17 protein-coding genes are annotated in these 20557 nt (G+C 57.1%); 6 read left to right on the top strand and 11 right to left on the bottom strand.

Annotated elements, in window-relative coordinates; translation table 11 throughout:
• Positions 1 to 38 precede the first annotated feature (38 nt).
• Positions 39 to 407 (top strand): response regulator, encoded by a 369-nt coding sequence (locus HDF08_RS07380; protein ID WP_179637858.1) that lies wholly within the window; start codon positions 39 to 41, stop codon positions 405 to 407.
• A 37-nt stretch (positions 408 to 444) separates the two neighbouring features.
• Positions 445 to 2244: an ATP-binding protein gene (locus HDF08_RS07375; RefSeq protein ID WP_179637857.1), complete on the top strand. Its 1800-nt coding sequence runs from the start codon at positions 445 to 447 to the stop codon at positions 2242 to 2244.
• Positions 2245 to 2271: 27 nt separating this feature from the next.
• On the opposite strand, the gene HDF08_RS07370 is transcribed toward HDF08_RS07375, so the two are convergent.
• Positions 2272 to 3318: a threonine aldolase family protein gene (locus HDF08_RS07370; protein ID WP_179637856.1), complete on the bottom strand. Its 1047-nt coding sequence runs from the start codon at positions 3316 to 3318 to the stop codon at positions 2272 to 2274.
• A 35-nt stretch (positions 3319 to 3353) separates the two neighbouring features.
• Positions 3354 to 4580 carry a radical SAM family heme chaperone HemW gene (gene hemW, locus HDF08_RS07365; RefSeq protein WP_179637855.1) on the bottom strand — a complete coding sequence of 409 codons (1227 nt, stop codon included), beginning with the start codon at positions 4578 to 4580 and terminating at the stop codon, positions 3354 to 3356.
• Positions 4581 to 4679: 99 nt separating this feature from the next.
• Here hemW and HDF08_RS07360 point away from each other — a divergent pair, with 99 nt between their 5' ends.
• Positions 4680 to 5462 carry a DUF1223 domain-containing protein gene (locus tag HDF08_RS07360; RefSeq protein ID WP_179637854.1) on the top strand — a complete coding sequence of 261 codons (783 nt, stop codon included), beginning with the start codon at positions 4680 to 4682 and terminating at the stop codon, positions 5460 to 5462.
• Positions 5463 to 5519: 57 nt separating this feature from the next.
• The gene (locus HDF08_RS07355; protein ID WP_179637853.1) at positions 5520 to 7556 is read left to right on the top strand and encodes an ABC transporter ATP-binding protein; all 2037 of its coding nucleotides are present in this window, start codon (positions 5520 to 5522) and stop codon (positions 7554 to 7556) included.
• On the opposite strand, the gene HDF08_RS07350 is transcribed toward HDF08_RS07355, so the two are convergent.
• Together HDF08_RS07350 and HDF08_RS07345 are read right to left on the bottom strand one after the other, a co-directional pair.
• Positions 7543 to 8382: an alpha/beta hydrolase gene (locus HDF08_RS07350; RefSeq protein WP_179637852.1), complete on the bottom strand. Its 840-nt coding sequence runs from the start codon at positions 8380 to 8382 to the stop codon at positions 7543 to 7545. The two genes, HDF08_RS07355 and HDF08_RS07350, sit on opposite strands and share 14 nt — an antisense overlap.
• Entirely contained in the window at positions 8358 to 9026 is a 669-nt protein-coding gene (locus HDF08_RS07345; RefSeq protein ID WP_179637851.1) for a YdeI/OmpD-associated family protein, read from the bottom strand. Before HDF08_RS07345 ends, HDF08_RS07350 begins: the two co-directional genes overlap by 25 nt.
• A gap of 34 nt (positions 9027 to 9060) precedes the next feature.
• Here HDF08_RS07345 and lpxB point away from each other — a divergent pair, with 34 nt between their 5' ends.
• Positions 9061 to 10329, top strand: coding sequence for a lipid-A-disaccharide synthase (lpxB, locus tag HDF08_RS07340; RefSeq protein WP_179637850.1), 1269 nt, complete (start codon positions 9061 to 9063; stop codon positions 10327 to 10329).
• Between the two features lie 45 nt (positions 10330 to 10374).
• Positions 10375 to 12357, top strand: coding sequence for a M1 family aminopeptidase (locus HDF08_RS07335; RefSeq protein ID WP_179637849.1), 1983 nt, complete (start codon positions 10375 to 10377; stop codon positions 12355 to 12357).
• Here the strand turns inward: HDF08_RS07335 and HDF08_RS22105 are convergent, their stop codons facing one another.
• The 7 genes from HDF08_RS22105 to HDF08_RS07300 all read right to left on the bottom strand — a co-directional run bounded on the left by HDF08_RS22105 (position 12358) and on the right by HDF08_RS07300 (position 20498).
• Positions 12358 to 12918: a pentapeptide repeat-containing protein gene (locus HDF08_RS22105; protein WP_179637848.1), complete on the bottom strand. Its 561-nt coding sequence runs from the start codon at positions 12916 to 12918 to the stop codon at positions 12358 to 12360.
• A gap of 256 nt (positions 12919 to 13174) precedes the next feature.
• A complete protein-coding gene (locus HDF08_RS07325) occupies positions 13175 to 14416 on the bottom strand; it encodes an ABC transporter permease (protein ID WP_179637847.1) in 1242 nt (413 codons plus the stop codon).
• 4 nt (positions 14417 to 14420) lie between these two features.
• On the bottom strand, positions 14421 to 15677 hold the full coding sequence (locus HDF08_RS07320; RefSeq protein WP_179637846.1) for an ABC transporter permease: 1257 nt from the start codon (positions 15675 to 15677) through the stop codon (positions 14421 to 14423).
• 129 nt (positions 15678 to 15806) lie between these two features.
• Positions 15807 to 16403 (bottom strand): 3-hydroxyacyl-CoA dehydrogenase NAD-binding domain-containing protein, encoded by a 597-nt coding sequence (locus HDF08_RS07315; RefSeq protein WP_179637845.1) that lies wholly within the window; start codon positions 16401 to 16403, stop codon positions 15807 to 15809.
• Positions 16403 to 16588 carry a hypothetical protein gene (locus HDF08_RS07310; protein WP_179637844.1) on the bottom strand — a complete coding sequence of 62 codons (186 nt, stop codon included), beginning with the start codon at positions 16586 to 16588 and terminating at the stop codon, positions 16403 to 16405. The genes HDF08_RS07315 and HDF08_RS07310 overlap by 1 nt, the downstream gene beginning before the upstream one ends.
• A gap of 39 nt (positions 16589 to 16627) precedes the next feature.
• A complete protein-coding gene (gene malQ, locus HDF08_RS07305; protein WP_179637843.1) occupies positions 16628 to 18223 on the bottom strand; it encodes a 4-alpha-glucanotransferase in 1596 nt (531 codons plus the stop codon).
• Between the two features lie 301 nt (positions 18224 to 18524).
• Positions 18525 to 20498 carry a peptidylprolyl isomerase gene (locus HDF08_RS07300; RefSeq protein WP_179637842.1) on the bottom strand — a complete coding sequence of 658 codons (1974 nt, stop codon included), beginning with the start codon at positions 20496 to 20498 and terminating at the stop codon, positions 18525 to 18527.
• Positions 20499 to 20557: the final 59 nt, after the last annotated feature.

Raw genomic sequence — 20557 nt, 5'->3', positions numbered from 1 at the left:
CTAGAGTAACTCTACAAGTTGTAGATGATCTGAACTCCATGAAACGGAACTCCAATCTCGTCCTTTGCGTGGATGACGAACGAATCGGGCTCGAGGTTCGGAAGATTTTGCTGGAACGGGCTGGATATCGAGTGCTGACCGCCTCTGATGGACCGACTGGGCTCGCTATCTTCTCTGCTGAGCCAGTGGAGGCGGTTGTGCTGGACTATTCGATGCCGGGCATGCACGGGGGCGAGATCGCTCTCCAAATGCGTCGGGTCAAGCCCCAGGTCCCTATCCTTCTGCTCTCGGCTTATATTGGGCTGGCTCCCGAGGTGACTGCTGTTGTTGATCTGTATATGACCAAGGGAGAGGGCGCGCCGGTTCTTCTGGAAAAACTAGGCAGCCTGCTGCAACCAGTCAGTTGACCCACCCCTCAAAGCAAAGTACGAGATTGAGAGGACTGTGAATCTAAGTCAGTTCAATAACATTTTAAGGCAGGTGTTCGTATTGCCTGTGGTGGCGTTGCTGTTGGTCGCCGGTGCGCTCTACGTTCAGATCAGGGGATCGAATGTCACCGTGAATTTGATCCAGGAATCTGATGCCAGAATCTCCCAGGCCACCCTTCTCTCGAAGCTGGTTGTCGATGAGGAATCGGGTCTGCGCGGATATGAAACTACCGGCGACACAAGATTTTTGCAGCCGTTTTACGAGGCTGAGTCCCACCTGCAGACCGAGATTCAGACCCTCGACAACATGGCAGGCGCGGACGCGGACCAGAAGCACGACATTGCGGATCTCCGAGACGAACACCAGACGTGGCAGGATGCGTTTGCCCTTCCCGTTATTGCGACCGTTCGCGGAGGGGGACAGACGAACGACGTGGATCTGAACCTTCACGGCAAGGTGTTGATGGATAACGTTCGCCACGACCTGACCGATATTATCCAGAAGGCTGAGGCCAGCCGCGCCCGGCGCATCGCCCTCTGGCATCGCCAGGTTCATAGCCTGCTGCTAGTGTTGCTCGCGCTGGCCCTTGGCATGGGAGTGTTTATTGGCCTGTTTACGCGAAGCCGTCTCCATGCCGTCTCCGCGGCCTATCGAGGGTCGCTCGATATTCTTAGCCGCCGCGCGGAAGAGCTCTACCAATCGGAGCAGCAACTTCGGACCACGCTCGAATCGATCGGCGATGGCGTCATCACGTGCGACGCCGGAGGCCGCATCCAGATGATGAATCCCGTGGCCAGGGAGTTGACGGGCTGGAGCCAGTCTGAAGCCAATGGACGACAACTTGAAGAGATCTTCCGCATCGTCGACGAGACTACGCGTCAACCGGTGGAGACGCCAGTCGCAAAGGTGAGGCGGCTGGACAAGATCGTGGGCATGGCAAACCATCACACGATTCTTCTGCGCAAGGATGGCACTGAACTCGATATCTCCGACAGCGGCGCGCCGATCCGCGATAAGGTCGGCAACACGATCGGTATCGTTCTTGTCTTTCGCGACATCACGAAGGAACGCAAGACACAAGAGGCTTTGATCGCGAATGAGAAGTTGGCGGTTGCAGGTCGTCTTGCTGCCACTATCGCGCACGAAATTCACAATCCGCTAGATTCTGTGTCGAATCTGCTTTACCTAATGCGCAATGGAGCGTCTCCGGAAGAGTCTGTCCACTTCATGGACATGGCCGAACAGGAGTTGACGCGAGTCACGCAGATCAGCCGCGCCATGCTTGGGCTGTATCGCGAATCGAAGGCTCCTGTGGTCGTCGATCTTAAAGAGATGCTCGAGGAGATTCTTCTCCTGATGGAAAGGCGGCTGAGTGATCTCGGTGTCACGATTACAACCGAGATGCCTGAACCGATCAAAGTCTGTGCCTTTCCTGCAGAACTGCGCCAAGTCTTCACGAACCTCATCACCAATGCAGCCGAAGCAGCGGGCGTTGGCGGTAAGGTGAAGGTCAGCGTCGCGCCACGGAGCGCAAGCGTCGAAGCAAACGGCCAGAAGCAGCAGGCAGGAGCAACGGTAACGATCGCCGATAATGGCGAGGGCATTCCAGACGATGTGCAGCCACACCTGTTTCAACCCTTTTTCACGACCAAAGGAGAGCATGGCACTGGCCTCGGCCTTTGGGTGAGCCGTGGAATCATCAATAAACACGGGGGGATTATTTCGGTTACCAGCGACACAAGCGATGCATCGCACGGCACCCAGGTGAGCGTCTTCCTCGCGACCAATCCCACCATCAATGCCGGCGGAGACTAAAGCTGCGAAGCAAAGCCGGGTTCGCCGCTAGAGCGCCCGCAACTCCTCAGAGATAATCACTGCGGCGTTGGTGCAGGCGGCGCGATCAACATCGTAGTGCGTCACGAATCGTACAGAGTGCGGACCAATGGCGCTGGCCAACACTCCTTTCTGCTTTAAGGCCGCAACGAAGCCTACGGCATCCCCACCGTTTGCGTGGTCTTTGCCGCGCAGCTTGAAGATCACAATGTTGGTCTGCACGCTATCCAGGTCGGTCTCTGCCTTACTGGGCTCCGCTGCAACCGCGTCTGCCAAAAGACGAGCGTTTGAGTGATCTTCCTGCAACCGCTTTGGCATGTCATGCAAGGCGATGAGCCCTGCAGCAGCGAGGACCCCCGCCTGTCGCATCCCTCCGCCCAAAGCTTTACGATAAACTCGCGCAGATTCAATCGCTTTTTTGCTGCCGAGCAGCATGGAGCCGACGGGAGCGCCCAAACCCTTTGACAGACAGAACATCACGGTGTCGAATCCGCTCGTCAACTTCGCAACGCTGAGTCCCAGCGCAGTTGCAGCGTTGAATACTCTCGCTCCATCTAGATGTACTGGTAAGCCAATTTCGCGTGCGCCTGCCCATACCTCTTCGAGAATTTTCAACGGGGTCACTGTACCGCCGGCCATGTTGTGTGTGTTCTCGAGAGTGATAAGGCCAGTCTGTGCCCTGTAGTAGATCTTCGCTCCGATCGCAGGCTTGATGTGGTCCCACGTAAGAATGCCTCGCTCTGCCGCGACCGTCCGCGCCTGGCAGCCGGAGAATGCGGACATCATCGCCATCTCCCAGTCCAGCACATGCGATCGCGCCTCACAAATGACCTCCTGCCCGTGTTGCGTGTGCAGTCGAATTGCAATCTGATTTCCCATCGTCCCCGTTGGCACGAAGATGGAGGCCTCGCGACCAAAGACCTCTGCGGCATCCCTCTCCAGACGATTGACGGTCGGGTCTTCACTGTAGACATCGTCGCCTACCTCCGCGGAGGCCATCGCTTCGCGCATGGCTGCAGTGGGACGGGTCACGGTGTCGCTGCGCAGATCAATCATGGTCTTCGTTCTCTCCTGTGATAGTTGTTCTTTATTTACGCGGCGGTAGGAATCAACAGACGGCTGAAGACTTCGTTCGACGCTAATCGCCCCTGTGGGGTCAACCGAATATTGTCGGAATAGAGTTCGAGGAGACCTGCATCGCGGACCTCCATCAGCGCAGGCATCGTTTCTTCCAGTAAGTCCTCGCCAAACTGTCTCCGCAGCTGGTCAAGATCGACCCCTTCATTCAAACGCAAGCCGAGAAAGAGTGACTCCTCAAAGGCCTGGCCGCGCCCGACAACATCCACCTCGGCATGCGTCGTGTGGTCTCCCGAGCCAAATATCCGAAACGAGTTTGATTCGGCTGCTTGACCGAGATATCGATCAAGATCGCTCGTGTTGGCAAACCTCACCGCATCCCGACCAGCGAGGAGCATCGAGTGAGCATCGAGTCCAAAGCCGATGTAGGGCTGACGCTGCCAATACTTCAGATTGTGACGGGAGTGGTGTCCTGGTCGCGCGAAGTTCGAGATCTCATACTGCTGCACACCTGCCTCGTGCAGCATGTCGCACGCCTGCTGATACCACTCCGCAGATTGGTCCTCATCAGGCACGGCCGTCGCACTATAACGGCTTCCCTGCTTCAGCATCTCTCGCCCCAATCGCGAGTCATCATCCACTTCAAGTAGATACACGCTGATATGTGGCGCACCACTTGCAACCGCTTGCTCTACCGAATACTGCCAACTCTGCGCTGTCTGGTGCGGCAGCCCGACGATTAGGTCAACGTTGATCTCGCGAACGCCAGCCGCTGTCACCCTCGCAATCTCTTTGTCGCACTGCTGGCGGGTATGCAGCCTCCCCACGGCCGCCGTCTCCTGGTCAACAAACGACTGAACTCCAAAGCTGATCCGGTTCATCCCCTGCTGCAGCAGTTCGTCCAAGGTTTCATCCGCGAGCTGGCCGGGAGCGCACTCCAGAGTGATCTCTGCATCTGGGTCGAGGTCGAACTCGCTGCGCAGGTGCTGAAATATCTTCTTAAATTCTTGGCCCGAAAGCAGGCTAGGCGTCCCTCCGCCGAAGTAGATCGTGTCCACAGCCCTGGGGAGCGAAGCTTCGATTCTTTCTGCAACCGTATGCGCTCCGCGAATCTCCCCACACAGGCGATCCATATACGGTTGCATTCGTTCCGCGCCGAATACATCGGAAGCAAAGTTGCAGAAAGTGCACTTCGCCTTGCAGAACGGAACCGAGATGTAGACACAGACAGGTCCAGCCATTCGTCCAAAATACCCCTCCCTCAATTGTTTCACGCCCTGTCGTTTCTCGACGTAACTAAACCAACTACGGCGACTCTAACAAAAAAGAGGTTCCGTCCTATGTTGCAGATTCGTTCCTTCTTCACTTATTTCCTTTCGCTCTTCTTCCTTGCCCTGCCGATCTCCGCACTCTCGCAATCTGCTTCGTCTAACCGCACGCCGGTGCTGGTGGAACTCTTCACTTCGGAGGGTTGCTCCAGTTGCCCTCCCGCAGATGCGCTGCTGGCCAAGCTTGACCAGGATCAGCCCATTCAGAACGTAGAGATCATCGTTCTCGGGGAGCACGTCGACTACTGGGATAACCTCGGCTGGCACGACCGGTTCTCCTCGCACCAGTACACGGAGCGACAAAACCAGTACAGTGCCCGCCTCGGCGTCGATGGCGTCTACACACCGCAGATGATCGTCGACGGAGCCGACCAGTTCGTGGGCAACGACTCCACCCACGCACGCCGGTCGATCACGAGCGCTGCGCAGAAGGCCAAGCTGAACCTGTCGCTGTCCCGTCCCGCGGTGGACGCCCGAAAGATTTCAGCTTCTGTCTCGTTGCCAGCGTCTTCGGCGTCTTTGTCGCACGGCGAACTCTACGCTGCTCTTGTCGACCCGGCCGACTTCACCGACGTTCGCAACGTTGAAAATGGCGGCCGCCGGCTAAAGCACGTCGGTGTTGTGCGGAATCTGCAACGCATCGGCTCATTGAAAGACCTGAGCGCCGGGCCACTTAATTTCAGCCTCAACGCGCCAGGAGATGCGAATTTGATCAACATGCGCGTGGTGGTCTTCGCCCAGCAGAACAACCAGGGCAACGTTCTGGGTGCGGTGGTAACCGACGTAAAACCCTAGTGGAACTGCACTTCCGAATCTCCGGCTAGCCTTAAGCATCTAGAATAAAGACTGCAAATGGCCGACGACCAGAAACCGAAGGATCCGAAGGAACAGCCCTCGAAAAAACCGTCGCAGGACGATGAGGTCGCGGGCAAAGCCTACGATGCGCGCCTCATGCGCCGCCTTCTAACTTATCTGAGGCCCTACAAGCTGCAGACTGGCCTGTCCGCACTCACCATCTTCTTCAAAGCTTCGACAGATGTCATGGGGCCGTATCTGGTCAAGGTCGCGGTCGACACCTACATGACCGACACGCCGCCGGCAAAGCTCTCTTGGCTTGCGCGTCATCTCAGCTCGCGGCCCATGACCGGCATCACTCAGATCGGTTGTCTCTATCTCGGTGCGCTGCTTCTCACTTATGTGCTGGAGTTTGCGCAGACTTACATGATGCAGTGGACTGGCCAAAAGATCATGTTCGACCTTCGCAGTCAGATCTTCCGTCACTTGCAACGCATGCAGCCCTCCTTCTTCGATCACAACCCTGTCGGCAAGCTTGTCACCCGCGTGACTTCGGATGTAGATGCGCTCAACGAGATGTTTACCTCCGGCGTGCTCGCCATCTTCGAGGACATCTTCGTACTTCTCTTCATCGTTCTCATTATGCTGCGGATGAGCTGGCCTCTGGCTCTCCTGGCGCTTTCGGTCATCCCGGCGATTCTTTACGTCACCAAGATCTTTCGGCGCCACGTTCGCGACAGCTACAGGCGTCAGCGCGCCGCTACCGCGCGTATCAACTCCTTCACGCAGGAGTATGTCTCGGGCATGTCTATCGTGCAGCTCTTCAACCGCGAGCGCCGCGCCTTTAACGACTACTCCTCAGTTAATGCCGAGAATAAGCAAGCTTGGACCGACGCCATCTTCGCCTACGCTGTTTACTACCCAGTCGTTGAGTTCCTCAGCGCTACGGCGATCGCGCTTGTGATCTGGCGCGGCGGCATTTCGGCGCTTCATTATCTTCAGGCGATGCAACTGCACGAACTCCAGCCGCTTTTACATGCTCTGCCGAAAGCCGGCAACGTCGTGACCGTTGGCATTCTCATCGCCTTCATCCAGTATGCGCAGCGCTTCTTTCGGCCCATTCAGGATCTCAGCGAGAAGTACAACATTCTGCAAGCTGCCATGGCCGCCAGCGAACGCGTGTTCAATCTGCTGGATACGCAACCGACCATCGTCTCGCCAGACGCTCCGATCGCTGGTGATAACTCTGGACGCGTCGAATTCCACAACGTCTGGTTTACCTATCAGAAGCTCGATGACGCACAACACGTGCGTATAGCCTCGGCAACCGAAGAAGAACTCAACACCTTTGCGGATATCGAATGGATTCTTCGCGGCGTCAGCTTCACCGTCGAACCCGACGAAACTGCCGCAATCGTCGGCCACACCGGCGCCGGGAAGACTACCATCACCGGCCTGATGATGCGCTTTTATGACATCCAGCGCGGCAGCATTCTGGTCGACGGCATCGATGTCCGCGAGCAGGATCTAAAGAAATTGCGCCAGCGCTTCGGCGTTGTTCTACAGGACCCCTTCCTCTTCACCGGCACCATCGCCGACAACATTCGCCTTGGCTCCAAATGGATCACCGACAAACGGCTCCAACTAGCAGCTGACGAGGTCAACGTTGGGGACTTCATCCGTTCGCTTCCGCTGCAATTTGCTGAACCAGTCCGCGAACGTGGTGCTACGCTCTCCACCGGTCAGAAACAGCTCATCAGCTTCGCCCGCGCGCTCGCCCACGATCCCGGTATTCTGATTCTTGATGAAGCCACCTCCTCGGTCGACACCGACACCGAGCTTCGCGTCCGCCTCGCACTCTCCCGCATGATCACCGGACGCACCTCGATCCTTATCGCTCACCGTCTCTCGACGATTCAACGCGCCGACACCATCCTCGTGATGCACAAAGGTCAGTTGCGCGAACGCGGTACCCACCAGCAGCTTCTCACCGAACGCGGGCTTTACTGGAAGCTTTACCAACTCCAGTACCGCGATCAGGAACTCAGCGCGGGGAGCGATTCTGTCCCGCTGGAGCCTCTCAACGCCGACTGATTTCCGTCGGCAACTGCTCCGCAACCACCCTGGAAGACATTCGCGCAGCCCACTCAACAATCGGACGCCAGTATACCTCTGCCGGAAAGTAGACTGGCCCGTCGTGAGCAAATCCAGAGACGATGATTAGCTCCCCTCTCGACCCAGAAGCCTCGTGGACGCGCTTTGCCATGGCTATAGGGAATAGTTGATCCCCATCACTATGTATGACTAAAACCGGAGTTGTTATTTCATTCAGCCGACGAAGGTTGTGCCAGACATCCGGCATAGCATGGGTCATCCAACGTCGAAACCCCATCGCAAGCGCCGCTTCGCGAAGTGTGGAATACCCCTGGCAAAGAATCACACCTTCAACCTCGATTGTCGGTGTGACAGCTAAGACCACCCCTGAGCCAAGAGAAAAGCCGAGCAGAAAAATGTGCCGGTGCCCGTGATCCTTCAACAACCGATAGGCCGCAATCGCATCTTCTTCGCAATGGGGTACGCTCACTCTTCCGGAACTCGCGCCATATCCTGAGTAGTTGAATACGAGCGATGAAACGCCCATTGCCTTCAAAAGCTCCTGAACGCCACTCCAATATTCAACCTGCTCACCGATCCCATGGCAGATTAGAAAGACAGGTGCATCATCGCTCTCTCGAACGTATACCGCAGATAGTTTCCTGTCACCGCTGTGAATAATCAGACGCTGCTGGGCGAAGGCGAACGCATCGAGCAGACGTTTCATCGAGCCATTCAGGCGGTCTCTTCGAAGAAACACCCGTCCGACGATATCCAGCCCAAAAGAAAGAATTTGGTCTCTCATCTTTTCGCCGCCTTCAGGCAATCCTCCACCAACTTCTTCACCCGCTTCTCCCGTGCCTCAGGGCTTTGATAATAAAAGATCGCGAGCAGGCTGCTCCTCCTCTGCGTCACCGTCAATAGCTTCCAGCCTCTCCGAGCCGCCGGCACCCTATTAAACGCGACCTCAAGCACCGGGGGCAGCACCCTCTCTCCTTCCATGGTCAGCAACATCCGTTCGGCCATCTGCTCCGCCCGTCTCTGCCGCGCCTGTGGACCTTCCACCGCAGCCAGCCACTTCCCTACCTCGCGCTGCATCGACCCGCTTTGCTCTCCGTACCACCTGGCGAGCTTCTTCTCCCGCTTAAGGAGCCTCTCAAACTCGGGCGTCACGACCGCCTCGCGTTCGGCAAGGTCAGGCTCAATCCGGAGATCGACTACTGTCCCGACTTTCGCCGCGGCTGCTCGCTGCATCTTCTTGTTCATCAGAACGAAGTGGCCGCCCCGTACTGCATCGCCAAACAGCGAAGTGCGGAAGACCTCGCCCCCGATTTCAACCTTCACCCGCAGACGAACCATCTTCTTCCAGGCCTCCTCCACCTCGAACGGAAGCCGCACGATGACCCAACCCAGCCCGTTATTGGCCGGCTCGAGCACCGAGCGAACCTTTTTAGCTGCACTTAAATCCATGCAATCTCCACGATAAAAATCTACACTGGATCCATTGCCAACTAGTCCCAATCCGCGCATCTTCCTCTCGGCAGGCGAAGCCAGCGGCGACCACTACGGCGCCCAGGTCCTCTCTGAACTTCGCAGCCGCCGGGCAGGCCTAACCAGCTTCGGGCTAGGAGGGAGGGAGTCGGAAGAGGCCGGCCTTGAGCGCATCGTCCGCGCCGAGGATGTCGCCCACATGGGCATCACCGAGGTCATCCGGCACATTCCTTACATCTATGGGGAGTACCGCCGCCTCGTGGCCGCCATCAAAGAGCGGCGCCCCGACGTCGCAATCCTCATCGACTTTCCCGACGTCAACCTCCGCCTTGCGCGCGAACTGAAGAAACTGGGCATCCCAGTCATCTACTTCGTAAGTCCGCAACTCTGGGCCTGGAAGCGACGCCGCCTCCGTTGGATCCAGCAGCGCGTCGATCGCATGATGGTGATATTTCCGTTTGAAGAGAAATTCTACCGCGCCCGAGGAGTTGACGCTGCATTTGTCGGCCATCCGTTGGCTGAACTTCCCAGACCGGCGATCTCTCGCGAAGATTACGCCGCAGCCCATGGTCTTGACCCGGTCAGGCAGTGGATAGCACTTCTGCCCGGTAGCCGCTGGAAAGAAGTCACCACCAACGTAGACGCAATGATCGAGTTGACTTACCAACTCTCCTCCGGGTTCGAGTTTCTATTGCCCGTAGCTGCCACTATCGATCGTCAAAAGTTAGCGGCCTATATCGCTGGCCCTGACGAGTGGTGGCCGGCAAAGCCCGAGTCAGACCTGAAGCGCCTGCATCTTCATCTGGTGCCCGACGCCCACGAGGCTCTCCACCATGCCCGGGCCAGCGTCGTCGCCAGCGGCACAGCCACGGTCCAGGCGGCGGTCCTTGGAAACCCCTTTGTCGTTGTCTACCGCGTCTCCCCCGTCACCTTTCGGTTGGCAAAACGCCTTGTTCGCTACCCACCTGAGATCTGGCCGGCCGGCCAAACCGACGCCAACGGCAACCTGCCCATCGCCATGGTAAACCTCATCGCCGGGCGCCGGATCGTGCCGGAGCTCCTGCAGGACCGCTTCACTGCCAAAGACGTGGCGACCGCCCTGGCTCCCCTGCTGGCTGACAGCCCCGAACGCGAGCAGATGATCGACGACCTCGCAGAAGTCCGCCACATCCTGCGTCCAGACCTGAATTCAAGCTCGATACAGCGGGTTTGCGATGGGGTCGAAGAGCTGCTATCTCGAAGTACTTCCGCTGGTGGCCTAAACGTAACGGTGAGCGTCTAATCAATCGACCGCTGTACCATGATGTTTTGAGGAATCTTAGCTCGCATGGCCGCTCTCTTCCGCATCCTTCGAACGACATCCACCAGAGCGCTCTCTCTCTGCCTAATCACAGCGACGGTCTGGGCTGCACCCGCCAAACCTCAGCTGCAAATCATCAGCTACATAATCAGCGCCGACCTTGACCCCTCGGTCAATCGTCTCAGCGCCACAACTGATGTTACCTTCACCGCCCTTGAAGAGCTTTCAACCCCTACCTTCGAGCTGAACAACGGCCTTCAGATCACGAAGGTCACCGACGCCCAGGGCCATCCTCTCGAGTCCGAACGCCTTACCAACAACAGTACCGTCCGCTTCACCCTGGCCACGCCGCTGTTGAAGGGGACAAGCACCACCTATCACTTCGAGTACTCCGGCACCCTGAAAGGTACTGAGACCAGCCCGGTCGAAGGCATAAAGCTAGCCTCCGTCGAAGACCCTATCAGCATCCTCCTCTACGCCGGGCGCTGGTTCCCCATGACCGGGCTCTTCACCAACCGGTTCACCGCCGAGATGCACATCCGGGTGCCTTCGGATGAGCGTGTTGTGGGCTCAGGCAGCGGAGTGGCCGCAGCAAAGAGCCTCCCTGGCAATCGAACCGAGCACACCTTCAAGTGGTCCAAACCCGGCTTTCCCGGCACCATCATCGCAGGAAAGTTTCTTGAGCCGATCACCGCCGGTAACATGCGCGTTTATGTCACCGAAAAACACAAAGACCATGCTCATGACTTCGCCAGCCTGGGTGAGCGCGAATATCTCTTCCTGTCCGGCACCTTCGGCCAAACCGAATCCACCCGCATGAACCTGGTCGAACTGCCTGATGATGCTGTCTCCGCAGCCTGGGCGCCGGAGATCGCCGCAATCGCCGGTAATCGAATTGCTGCGCGCAACGAACAACGGCTCCTCTCCAACACTCTTGCCCACCAGTGGTGGGGCAGCCAGATATCGCCCGCAACGATGAATGATGCCTGGATCACCAACGGCATGTCTCGCTATGCCGAGCTGATGTATCTGGAAGATTCCTCTGGCAAAAATGCCTTCCAGTCCGCCATTACTGACGTCTCCGCCGGCGCTCTCGCCTACGACACTGAGCCTCTAACAACTATTGGCCGGCTCGACCCTTTCTCCCCTCAGTTCCAGTCAATGACTCTAGAAAAAGGCGCCATGGTCTTTCACATGCTTCGCTGGGAGATGGGCGACGACGTCTTCATCAAGTTTCTCCGCGCCATTCTCTCGCAGTACGCTGACAAGTCTGTCCACACCTCTAACGTCCAGACCATAGCGGAAAAGGAGTCAAGCCTACAGCTTGAACCGTTCTTTGCCCAGTGGCTCGACGGCACCGGAGCGCCCGCGTTTGCCGATAAGTACTCCGTATTCCGTCTAGGTAACAATAAGGGATTTCGCACGATTGGAGCTATCACTCAAGATCTTGATCTCTTTCGGATGCCGATTGAGCTCCGCATCGAAACCGACGGTAAGACCGAGATTCGCCGCGTCGATGTCTCCGGATCCGACTCGCAGTACTCCATCGAAACCTTCGGGCGTCCCCGCCGCATCAGCATCGACCCTGAGAACTGGCTGCTGAAGAGTACGCCCGACCTGGCTGTTCGCGTCGCTGTCCTCCGTGGTCAGGAGCAGGTGGCTCAGGGGGATCTCACAGCTGCTCTCATTGAATATCAAAAGGCTCTTGATGCCAACAAGAACAGTTCGCTCGCTGCGTATCGCATTGGCGAAATTTTTTTCATGCAGCGCAATTATCAGTCCGCGGCTAACAGCTTCCGCGACGCCCTCCGCGGCGATGGTGACCCCAAGTGGGTCGAGGTCTGGAGCCACATTGAACTAGCTCGCATCTTCGACTGCACCGGGCAACGGGACCGCGCAGTCAACGAGTATCGCCTCGCAGTGCAGAGCAACGACAACACTCAGGGCGCCGTCAACGAAGCACGCGCTTCTATGCAAGCTCCCTACAAGTGTCAGCGTGGTGAAAACTAGCTATGCAATTCGTATACCCAAAAGCGGGGCGAACTGCAGTGCCTGCGATGCATCGACCACAGCGCCCTTGATGTCCTCCGCATTCAACTGCACTCCATCCACCACCGATCCTCGCAGATCCGCATCGACAAGCTTGCTCTTGCTCATCTCCGCGTTCCGAAGATTACACCTGCGGAATCGAGTGCCTGTGAGATCCGCTCCATAGAAGTCCGCCTCTTCAAAGTTGCAAGAATCGAACTCCGAAGATTTGAAGTGAGAGAAGCGGAATTGTGAGTATCGCTGATCCCCCTGCGAGATCAAGACGTCCTGGCAATCCAACTTACTCGCGCGAAAACCGGTCATTCGGCAGTTGACGAACTCAACTCTCACCAAGGACATCGCCTTGGCCTCCAGATTTGCCAGATCGCAGTTCACCAGGCGCACATCGGCGAGCTTGATCGAACTGAATTTGCTGTTCGACAGATTGACCCGTTCGAGAATCGAAGTTTCCATGAGGAGAGAGTCTACGATTTGCTCTTCCAGTACGATCGCCTCGATTAATCCGTCCGAGATCGAGATCACATCGCGCTCAAAGAGAGCTTCTGCATTAGCTAGAGCCTCGGGCTCGCTCCTAAACTCGGGCTCACGGCGATGGAATATGAATTCTTTAGGAGTTTTAACCTGCTTCACTTCGCCTCGCGAATGTATTTAGACCAGCAAATTATTGCCCTGCTCAAGGCGATCAATACTCCATGTTAGCCAGTTTTTGGTGGTTCGCAGTTGTAACGAAGACTTTTTGGACGAAAAAGACGTGACCTATTTGTGAAAAATCTCGCTCCTACTCGTACCGGAGTGCCTCGATGGGGTCCAGGCTTGCGGCCTTCATCGCCGGAATCATCCCGCTGATTGTTCCTACAATAATGAGAATTACCGTTGCCACCAGAACGGTGTTCGGCGAGATGAGCAGATGAATATCCCCGGCCTCCGCGTTCGAGGCCAGTGCGCTGTAGAAAGTAATTCTCCCTACTCCCTTTGCCACAGCGTACGCCAAGGCGATTCCGCCAACGCCGCCGACCCCCGAGATTACCAGTGCTTCAGCCAGAAACTGCAGCAGGATGTGGCGCTTCCTCGCTCCCAGCGCCTTCTCCACCCCGATCTCGCGCGTTCTCTGCTGCACGCTCACGAGCATAATATTCATCAGACCGATGCCAGCAATTCCCAAGGTCAGAGCGCCTATAAACGACAACAACACCTGCAACCCCAGTGAAATAATCCGAAACTGCGTCAACTGCTCCATGATGTTCGCCACAAATACAGCACGGCGATCGCTCGGCCTGTAACCATGCGCTATCGCGAGGGTCTTGCGCAGCGCCAGTTCGACCATCTTCGGATCGCCCTTGTAATCCAGCCAAATACCGTCGAGGTACTTTGTGTCCTTGATATCGCTCATCGTGGTGAGCGGCACATTCACCTGGCGGTTGATGTCGTTATCATCCCCCTCTTGCATCTTCGGCGTCATCACCCCCACCACCTCGAAGCTTACTCCATTCAGCCGAATCTTCTCTCCGATCGGGTACAGGCCTGAAAACAGCTTCGTCTTCGCCTCTGATCCGATTACCGTCACGTGCGCCCTCTGCTGCACGTCCGCCTCGGTGATTGGCCGGCCCTCGGCGAGGTCCAGTCTCTGGATTGACTGCAGATTCGGCGTAATCCCTGTGACATCCCAGCTATAACTGTGCAGATCGTTCTGAACCGGAACGGTTTTATCCACTGTTGGGGCCACGCGCATCACACCCGGCACCGTCTCCTGAATCCGTTCCACATCCTCCTGAGTCAGTCGGACCTGCACACCCGCCTTCGATCCTCCTGCCTGCTCGCTGGTCCTACCCGGAAAGACGCCGATCATGTTTGTCCCAAACTGCGCGAAGATGTTCTCGAACGCCTGCCCGAACCCCGCGCCATAGGCCAGCAGCAGCACTACCGTCGCGATGCCCCACGCCATGCCTACGATCGTAATCATCGTCCGTCGACGGTTATGTTTCATCGCCTCAATAGCCTGCCCCAGGATGTCACTCAGCATGGTCTTATTCCTTTCGCAGTGCTTCCACAGGAGCGAGCATCGCGGCCTGCCTCGCCGGATAGAGCCCGGCCACAATTCCGCACAATGTCAGCGTCCCCATCGCCATCGCAGCCGACCACGGTACAAGGCGCGGGGGATCAAATCCCATGTCGTTATTTCCAACTACCGAACCGAGCGCCGCCATCAGAGCCGCAGCGCCGATAATTCCGATCAGCCCACTCAACGCCGTCAGCGTCAGCCCCTCAAGAAAGAACTGGAAGAGAATGCTCCGATTTGTCGCACCCAGTGCTTTGCGAAGACCAATCTCCTTCGTTCGCTCTGTCACCGTCACCAACATAATGTTGATAATTCCCACAGCACCTAGCGCCAGCGTTACGATTCCGACGCCCCCAAGGAACACGTCCATCGCGGTAAAGATCAACCCCACCATCCGGTTCGACTTGATCGTATCCCACTCTTCGAATCCCTCTTTCCGAGCTGGATCGAAGCCGTGGCGTGTCGCGATGACTTTGTGTACTTCAGCCTTCGCGGTTTCGTTCAACTCTTCTGTCAGCGGCTGGTACTGGATTTGAGAGATCGAATCCTGCGGGATGTTGTCGCCAGTCAGAGGAAAGAACTCCTGCATTGTGGTCAACGGAATGTAGATTCTCTGATTAGGCCCGTCATTGTTACCACGCCCTACCTTCTTCGCTACCCCGATCACTTGAAACCGGTAGCCATTCAATGTGATGACTGCACCAAGAGGGGGCCGACCCGGAAATAAAAGCCCGACCATCCTCTGTCCCAGCACCACTACCTGCCGTCGCTCGGTCAGATCCTGCTGGTTTAAGTAGCGGCCTTGTGCGATCGGAAGATTCGAAATCTCCGGATAGTTGAGTTCAACTCCCAAGACCTGACCGCCCGCACTTGAAAAATCGCTCACCTGCTTCAAATCGCTGCGGTTGATGACCGAGGTGACGTTACGAACGTCTGGGGCCTGCTCACGAATCGCCGCCGCATCGCTCATCGTCAACTTGTACGGACGCATTCCCACATGCTGCTCGGGCAGTACGGGTATCGTTCCACCCCACATCATGATCACATCGGTGCCAAGCTCGGCGAGCCCCCTACGCTGTCCCGAACGGAACCCTTCTCCCAGTCCAATCAACAACAAAAGCGAGGCGACACCCCAGGCAATGCCGAACATCGTCAGGAACGAACGCAGCTTATTGGCGCCGATCGACCGGAATACCTGAGCGAAGATATTGATAAGAGCGCGCATAGCTATGGTTGGACGAAAGCTTCCCGAAGTTGTCTACGCAAAGTTGCGCAAACCAGTTCCCTTCCAGCGATGAATTAACATCGGCAGTCTTCGCTGACACAGATAGGGATAACTGCAACAGGAAAGCAACTAGTGTGTCGCCCGGGAGACGTTCTTGATCAGCGCAGGCTCCTCCGTGTCCGCCTCCGCCTGTACCGCAAGTCCAAGTGTAGAGAGAAACCGGCTGACAGTCTCGACAATCGGCTTCAAGGTAGCCGCCGGATATAACACCTGTACCACCGGCGCTACGGCTGCATCACCCCGCACAAGTTCGCCCCGCACAGCAACGCACCGATCCGGCCTGTAGACACAGGACGCCAGATCCGTAATGCTCAGCGCATAACTTGGTGTACACAGAATTGTTTTGGGCGGGGCCATCCGGTCGATCATGCTGAAGATTTCAAGCTTCGACTCGAGCTCATCCGGCACAAAGTCGACGGCAATATCAGCCGTGCGAACGGCATCTTCAACCGTCGCGGCCAACTCCAGGCTTCCCGCCGCAACGCGCTTGCTCAGGTCCGAGTATTCCGCCTCGGCCCGCCACAGATTGGCCGGCATCACGTCTTCGAGCACCACGTCAAAGCCCGCCGCGGCACAAGCTAAAGCGAAGCTGCGGCCAGCCACTCCCGCTCCGATAATCGCAACCCTGCGAATCTCGGGAAGCAGCTGGCGCGCAACCTCCTGCATCACTTTTTGCTCGCGACCGCAGCGATTACGGAGTCGTAGCTCGGTTCTGCGCCCTTGATATGCTCGGACACGCGCTGGCGCTCCTCCTCTGTCAGCGACGGCAGCACTGCTAGAATGCGGCGCAGCGTTACCGAGATGTCATCAACGTAGTTCATAGTGCGGATTGCTTCGCCAGAGAGAGGCATGCTTTGGTGCTCCTAAGAGATTAAAGATACTTATTCAGTCTAAACGTTCGCGCCCAGCTCTGCCCGTTTCGACGCCTCTTCTACCGGCTTGCCTGCTTCGACCCCCTCCGATGGCTTCTCCCATCCATCACGATCGGTCATCGCCATCAGGTCGGCCAGCTGAGCTGCAAAGTCCGGATGCACGGCGTTCAGCCCGTACCGCCAGCACCAGTTCCCCGCTCCAGCCGACGGCGTATTCATTCTCGCTTCGCTGCCCAGATGCAACACATCCTGCATCGGAAAGACGCAGAGATTCGCCACAGACCGAGCCGCCGCACGAATCATCGCCCAGACGATATCTTCGTCGTGATCGATCTTCTGCAGATAGGTTTGCACATTCGTACGCTCGACATCGCTCACATCATCCCGCCACCAACCCAGCGTCGTGTTGTTGTCGTGCGTGCCCGTGTACACCACCGTATTCGGAACGTACCGATGGGGGAGATAGAGATGTGCGCCACGATCCGAGAACCCGAACTGCAGAATACGCATACCTGGCATGCCAAAGTGCTCCCGCAGCTCGTCCACCTCGGGGGTGATCAGCCCAAGATCCTCCGCGACAAATGGCAGATCTCCAAAGACCTCCTTCAAACGCTGAAACAGCTCATGCCCTGGAGCCTTCACCCACTGCCCATTGATCGCCGTCTCCTCCTCAGCGGGAATCGACCAGAACGCCTCAAACCCGCGGAAGTGGTCCAGCCGGATCACGTCATACAGGGTCAACGACCGCCGAATCCGCGCCACCCACCAGTCGAATCCTCGCTCTTTCAACAGACCCCACTTGTAGAGTGGATTTCCCCAACGCTGTCCGGTCGCGGAAAAGTAATCCGGCGGCACACCCGACACACGAACCGGTCTTAGGTCTTCGTCCAGCTCAAACATCTCGGGATGCGTCCATACATCGGCGCTGTCGTAGTTTACGAAGATGGCAACATCTCCCATGATGCGAATCTTCCGCTCGGCACAGTATCCCCGCAGCGCGCACCACTGCTCATTGAAAAAAAACTGGACTACCTGCTCAATCGCAAGCTCGCGTCCACGATCGTTCAAAAGCTTGCCCAGTGCATCGCCTTCACGCCGTGCATACCCCGGTGGCCACTCATGCCAGCTGCCATACTCGTGCATACGACGAAGCACGTTGAACATCGCATAGTCCTGCAGCCATGAGCTGTTGTGTTCGCAAAATCTCTGGAAGCTCGCCCGCCAGTTATCCGGCGCATGGTCGAGGAAGTTCCCAGCTGCTTCTTCGATCAGCGGCAGTTTCAGCCGAAACGCCGCCTCAAAGTCCGCGGACCCGTCATGCCCCGGCAGCCCTGCAATCCGCTCTCCTGCAATCCACCCGTCATGGACCAGAGCTTCGAGGCTGATCAAAAGCGGATTCCCCGCAAACGCCGAAAGCGCGGAGTAGGGAGAACTCCCATAACCGGTCGGACTCAGAGGCAGCACCTGCCACATTCTCTGCTTCGCTGCTGCCAGAAAATCTACAAACTCATACGCGGCAGGTCCAAAGTCCCCTATTCCACCATACGAAGGCAGCGAGGTCACATGCAGCAAGACTCCCGAAAGACGTTCCTGATTGCTCACTTCCCCACTCATCCAGCCCCCTATATAGCCTCAACGTATGATGCCAAAAATCGATCTTCGCACCGCAAAATGATAGGCCCTTGGGCGCACCCGGCCATTCGCCTACAATTAAGTCATCGGCGCCACCATCCATCCTAACCGTCAGGCTTAGATTATTTGCCTTAGTGAGGTACTCTCCCAGGTACGATCAGTATCCCTGGAGGCGCCGCCATTCAGCCCGGCGAGATCGACGGCAGTGTGCTTCGATGCAAAACGCAAAGATGCCCCAGGTCTTGATTCTCCTGGGGCATCTTTTACAGCATGGAGCGAACGGCTAGTTGCCGGCTGGCAAACCGGGCTCAGCCTGCTTCTTCGAGAACCTGACCGCGCCACCCTTCTCGTACTTCTGGGTCAACTCGCCGATGTAGACACGGAAGATCTCTTCCCGTTGCTCGTTGAGCAGTTTGTCTTTCGTTGCGTTGAAGTTCTTCGCGATGTCGTCGGCCGTGGGCTCCTGCTTGTCGATCACGCTGAGCACAACTCCAACTCGCCCGGCATTGATCGGCCCTGAGATCGCGCCCTTGGGCAACGAGAACGCCACCGAACCTGCACCGCTCATCGCACCGAGATCCGGCACCTGGCCATCCTTGCCGACCAGATCGCTGGTCTTCAATGGAACGTTCATCTCCGCCGCAGCCTTCTTCAGATCGTTCAGCACCTTCGCCCGCTCGTCCAGCTTGTTCAACTGGGCGCTCAGCAACTGAGGCACCTGCTGCTCGCGGTAGTCCTCGAGAATGTGAGACTTGTAATCCGCAAACTCCGGAGCGTGAGCCGGCTTTACGTCGGTCACCTGGAAGACGGCAAATCCATCGCCGGTAGCGACCGGAGCCGGGTCTGCACCCTTCACCACCGAAAACGCCTGCGTCAACAATCCCGAACCATCTGCCAACCCAGCGATCACGCCGTCCTTTGAAACATAGTCGGTCGTCACCGCGTGCAGCCCCTTCGAAACAGCAGCTTTGTCCAGACCGTTCTTCTTCGCATCCGTAGCCAGTGACGAAGCGAACGTCTGCTCCGCCGCGCCTGCCCTCTGCTGCTCGAGCACCGGCACAATCTCCGGCTTCACCTCAGCCAGTGGGCGAAGATGCGCCGTCTTCTTCTCCTCGACCTGCAGGATGTGATATCCGAACTGTGTCTTGACCAGCTCCGAGGTCTGTCCCCGTGCAAGGGTGAACGCCGCCTTATCAAACTCAGGTACTGTCTTGCCGCGATCCAGCCAGCCCAATTCTCCGCCCTGCGTCTTGCTGCCTGGGTCGTCCGAATTCTTGCTCGCTAGGTCCGCAAAGTTTCCGCCACTCTTGATCTGCTTCAGGATATCCTCAGCCTTCGCTTTTGCCGCGGAATCGGTCTTAGCATCGGCACCAGCAGGAACTGCGATCAGGATGTGACGAACCTTCACCTGCTCTTTGACCTGATACTGATCCTGATGGGCGTTGTAGTAGGCCAACACATCCGCATCCGAGATCTGCGGCTTGCCGCCTGGCAGATTTGACGTATCGAACGAAACATACTCAATCTTCCGCTGCTCAGGAACAGCATTCGCATACCGCGCCGCGTTTGTCTTGAAGAACGCCTGCAACTCCGAATCCGACGGGTTGATTGTCTTGCGGACATCATCGGCCGAGATCACCGCGTAGTCGAACTTCACTTTGGTACCATCGACCTTGTAGGACTCACGCACTGCGTTATCAGATACCGACACGCCACCCGTGATCAGCGCCTGCAGGCGGTTGAGCTCCATATCGCTCTTCACCTGCGACTCAAAGTCCCCGCGAGTTGTCTGAAACGCGCTTTGCACAAAATTGATATACGCATCGTCGCCGATATATTGGCCATTGGGAAACAGATACTGCGCAAATGGGCCGGTCTGCAGCTCGCGGCGCAGATCTTCATCGCTCACCTGCAGATTCATTCTGTCTGCTTCATGCTTAAGGATCGCCCGCTGCACCAGAATCTGCCCGGCGCGCGGCAGAAAGTAAGGCAGCAGCGCATCTGGAAAGTGCTGCTGCTGCAGCTGCCGACTGGCCAGCTGATTAACTTCAACCGTCTTGATGGGCGTGCTCTCTCCAAAGACGCGCCCGAAGGCTCCGGGCTGCTTCACTGTGGCATAAACCGACGCATCGTTCGTCGTAGCGTTGTCAAAGATGCCGGGCACCAGCGTAATCACCATCGTGATCACGGCAAATCCAATAATGACGGCGAAGATAATCTTCGTGATGCGGTTGTCCTGCTGCAGAATACGAATCATGCTTGACTAAAACCTTCACTTCGCGCAAAAGCCTCTCCCGTGCCGGGATTGGCTGCGTG

Origin of the sequence: Tunturiibacter empetritectus (assembly GCF_013410875.1) — a bacterium.
GTDB lineage: Bacteria > Acidobacteriota > Terriglobia > Terriglobales > Acidobacteriaceae > Edaphobacter > Edaphobacter empetritectus.
This window is presented reverse-complemented; position numbering and strand designations above follow the sequence as displayed.

What these genes read in the sequence shown, in the direction of transcription:
- HDF08_RS07335 (WP_179637849.1), top strand. Translation starts at nt 10,375, where the DNA reads ATGGCCGCTCTCTTCCGCATCCTTCGAACGACATCCACCAGAGCGCTC.
- HDF08_RS07370 (WP_179637856.1), bottom strand. Translation starts at nt 3,318, where the DNA reads ATGATTGATCTGCGCAGCGACACCGTGACCCGTCCCACTGCAGCCATG.
- HDF08_RS07380 (WP_179637858.1), top strand. Translation starts at nt 39, where the DNA reads ATGAAACGGAACTCCAATCTCGTCCTTTGCGTGGATGACGAACGAATC.
- HDF08_RS07320 (WP_179637846.1), bottom strand. Translation starts at nt 15,677, where the DNA reads ATGCGCGCTCTTATCAATATCTTCGCTCAGGTATTCCGGTCGATCGGC.
- HDF08_RS07325 (WP_179637847.1), bottom strand. Translation starts at nt 14,416, where the DNA reads ATGCTGAGTGACATCCTGGGGCAGGCTATTGAGGCGATGAAACATAAC.
- hemW (WP_179637855.1), bottom strand. Translation starts at nt 4,580, where the DNA reads ATGGCTGGACCTGTCTGTGTCTACATCTCGGTTCCGTTCTGCAAGGCG.
- HDF08_RS07300 (WP_179637842.1), bottom strand. Translation starts at nt 20,498, where the DNA reads ATGATTCGTATTCTGCAGCAGGACAACCGCATCACGAAGATTATCTTC.
- HDF08_RS07360 (WP_179637854.1), top strand. Translation starts at nt 4,680, where the DNA reads ATGTTGCAGATTCGTTCCTTCTTCACTTATTTCCTTTCGCTCTTCTTC.
- malQ (WP_179637843.1), bottom strand. Translation starts at nt 18,223, where the DNA reads ATGAGTGGGGAAGTGAGCAATCAGGAACGTCTTTCGGGAGTCTTGCTG.
- HDF08_RS07315 (WP_179637845.1), bottom strand. Translation starts at nt 16,403, where the DNA reads ATGCAGGAGGTTGCGCGCCAGCTGCTTCCCGAGATTCGCAGGGTTGCG.
- HDF08_RS07345 (WP_179637851.1), bottom strand. Translation starts at nt 9,026, where the DNA reads ATGGATTTAAGTGCAGCTAAAAAGGTTCGCTCGGTGCTCGAGCCGGCC.
- HDF08_RS07310 (WP_179637844.1), bottom strand. Translation starts at nt 16,588, where the DNA reads ATGCCTCTCTCTGGCGAAGCAATCCGCACTATGAACTACGTTGATGAC.
- HDF08_RS07355 (WP_179637853.1), top strand. Translation starts at nt 5,520, where the DNA reads ATGGCCGACGACCAGAAACCGAAGGATCCGAAGGAACAGCCCTCGAAA.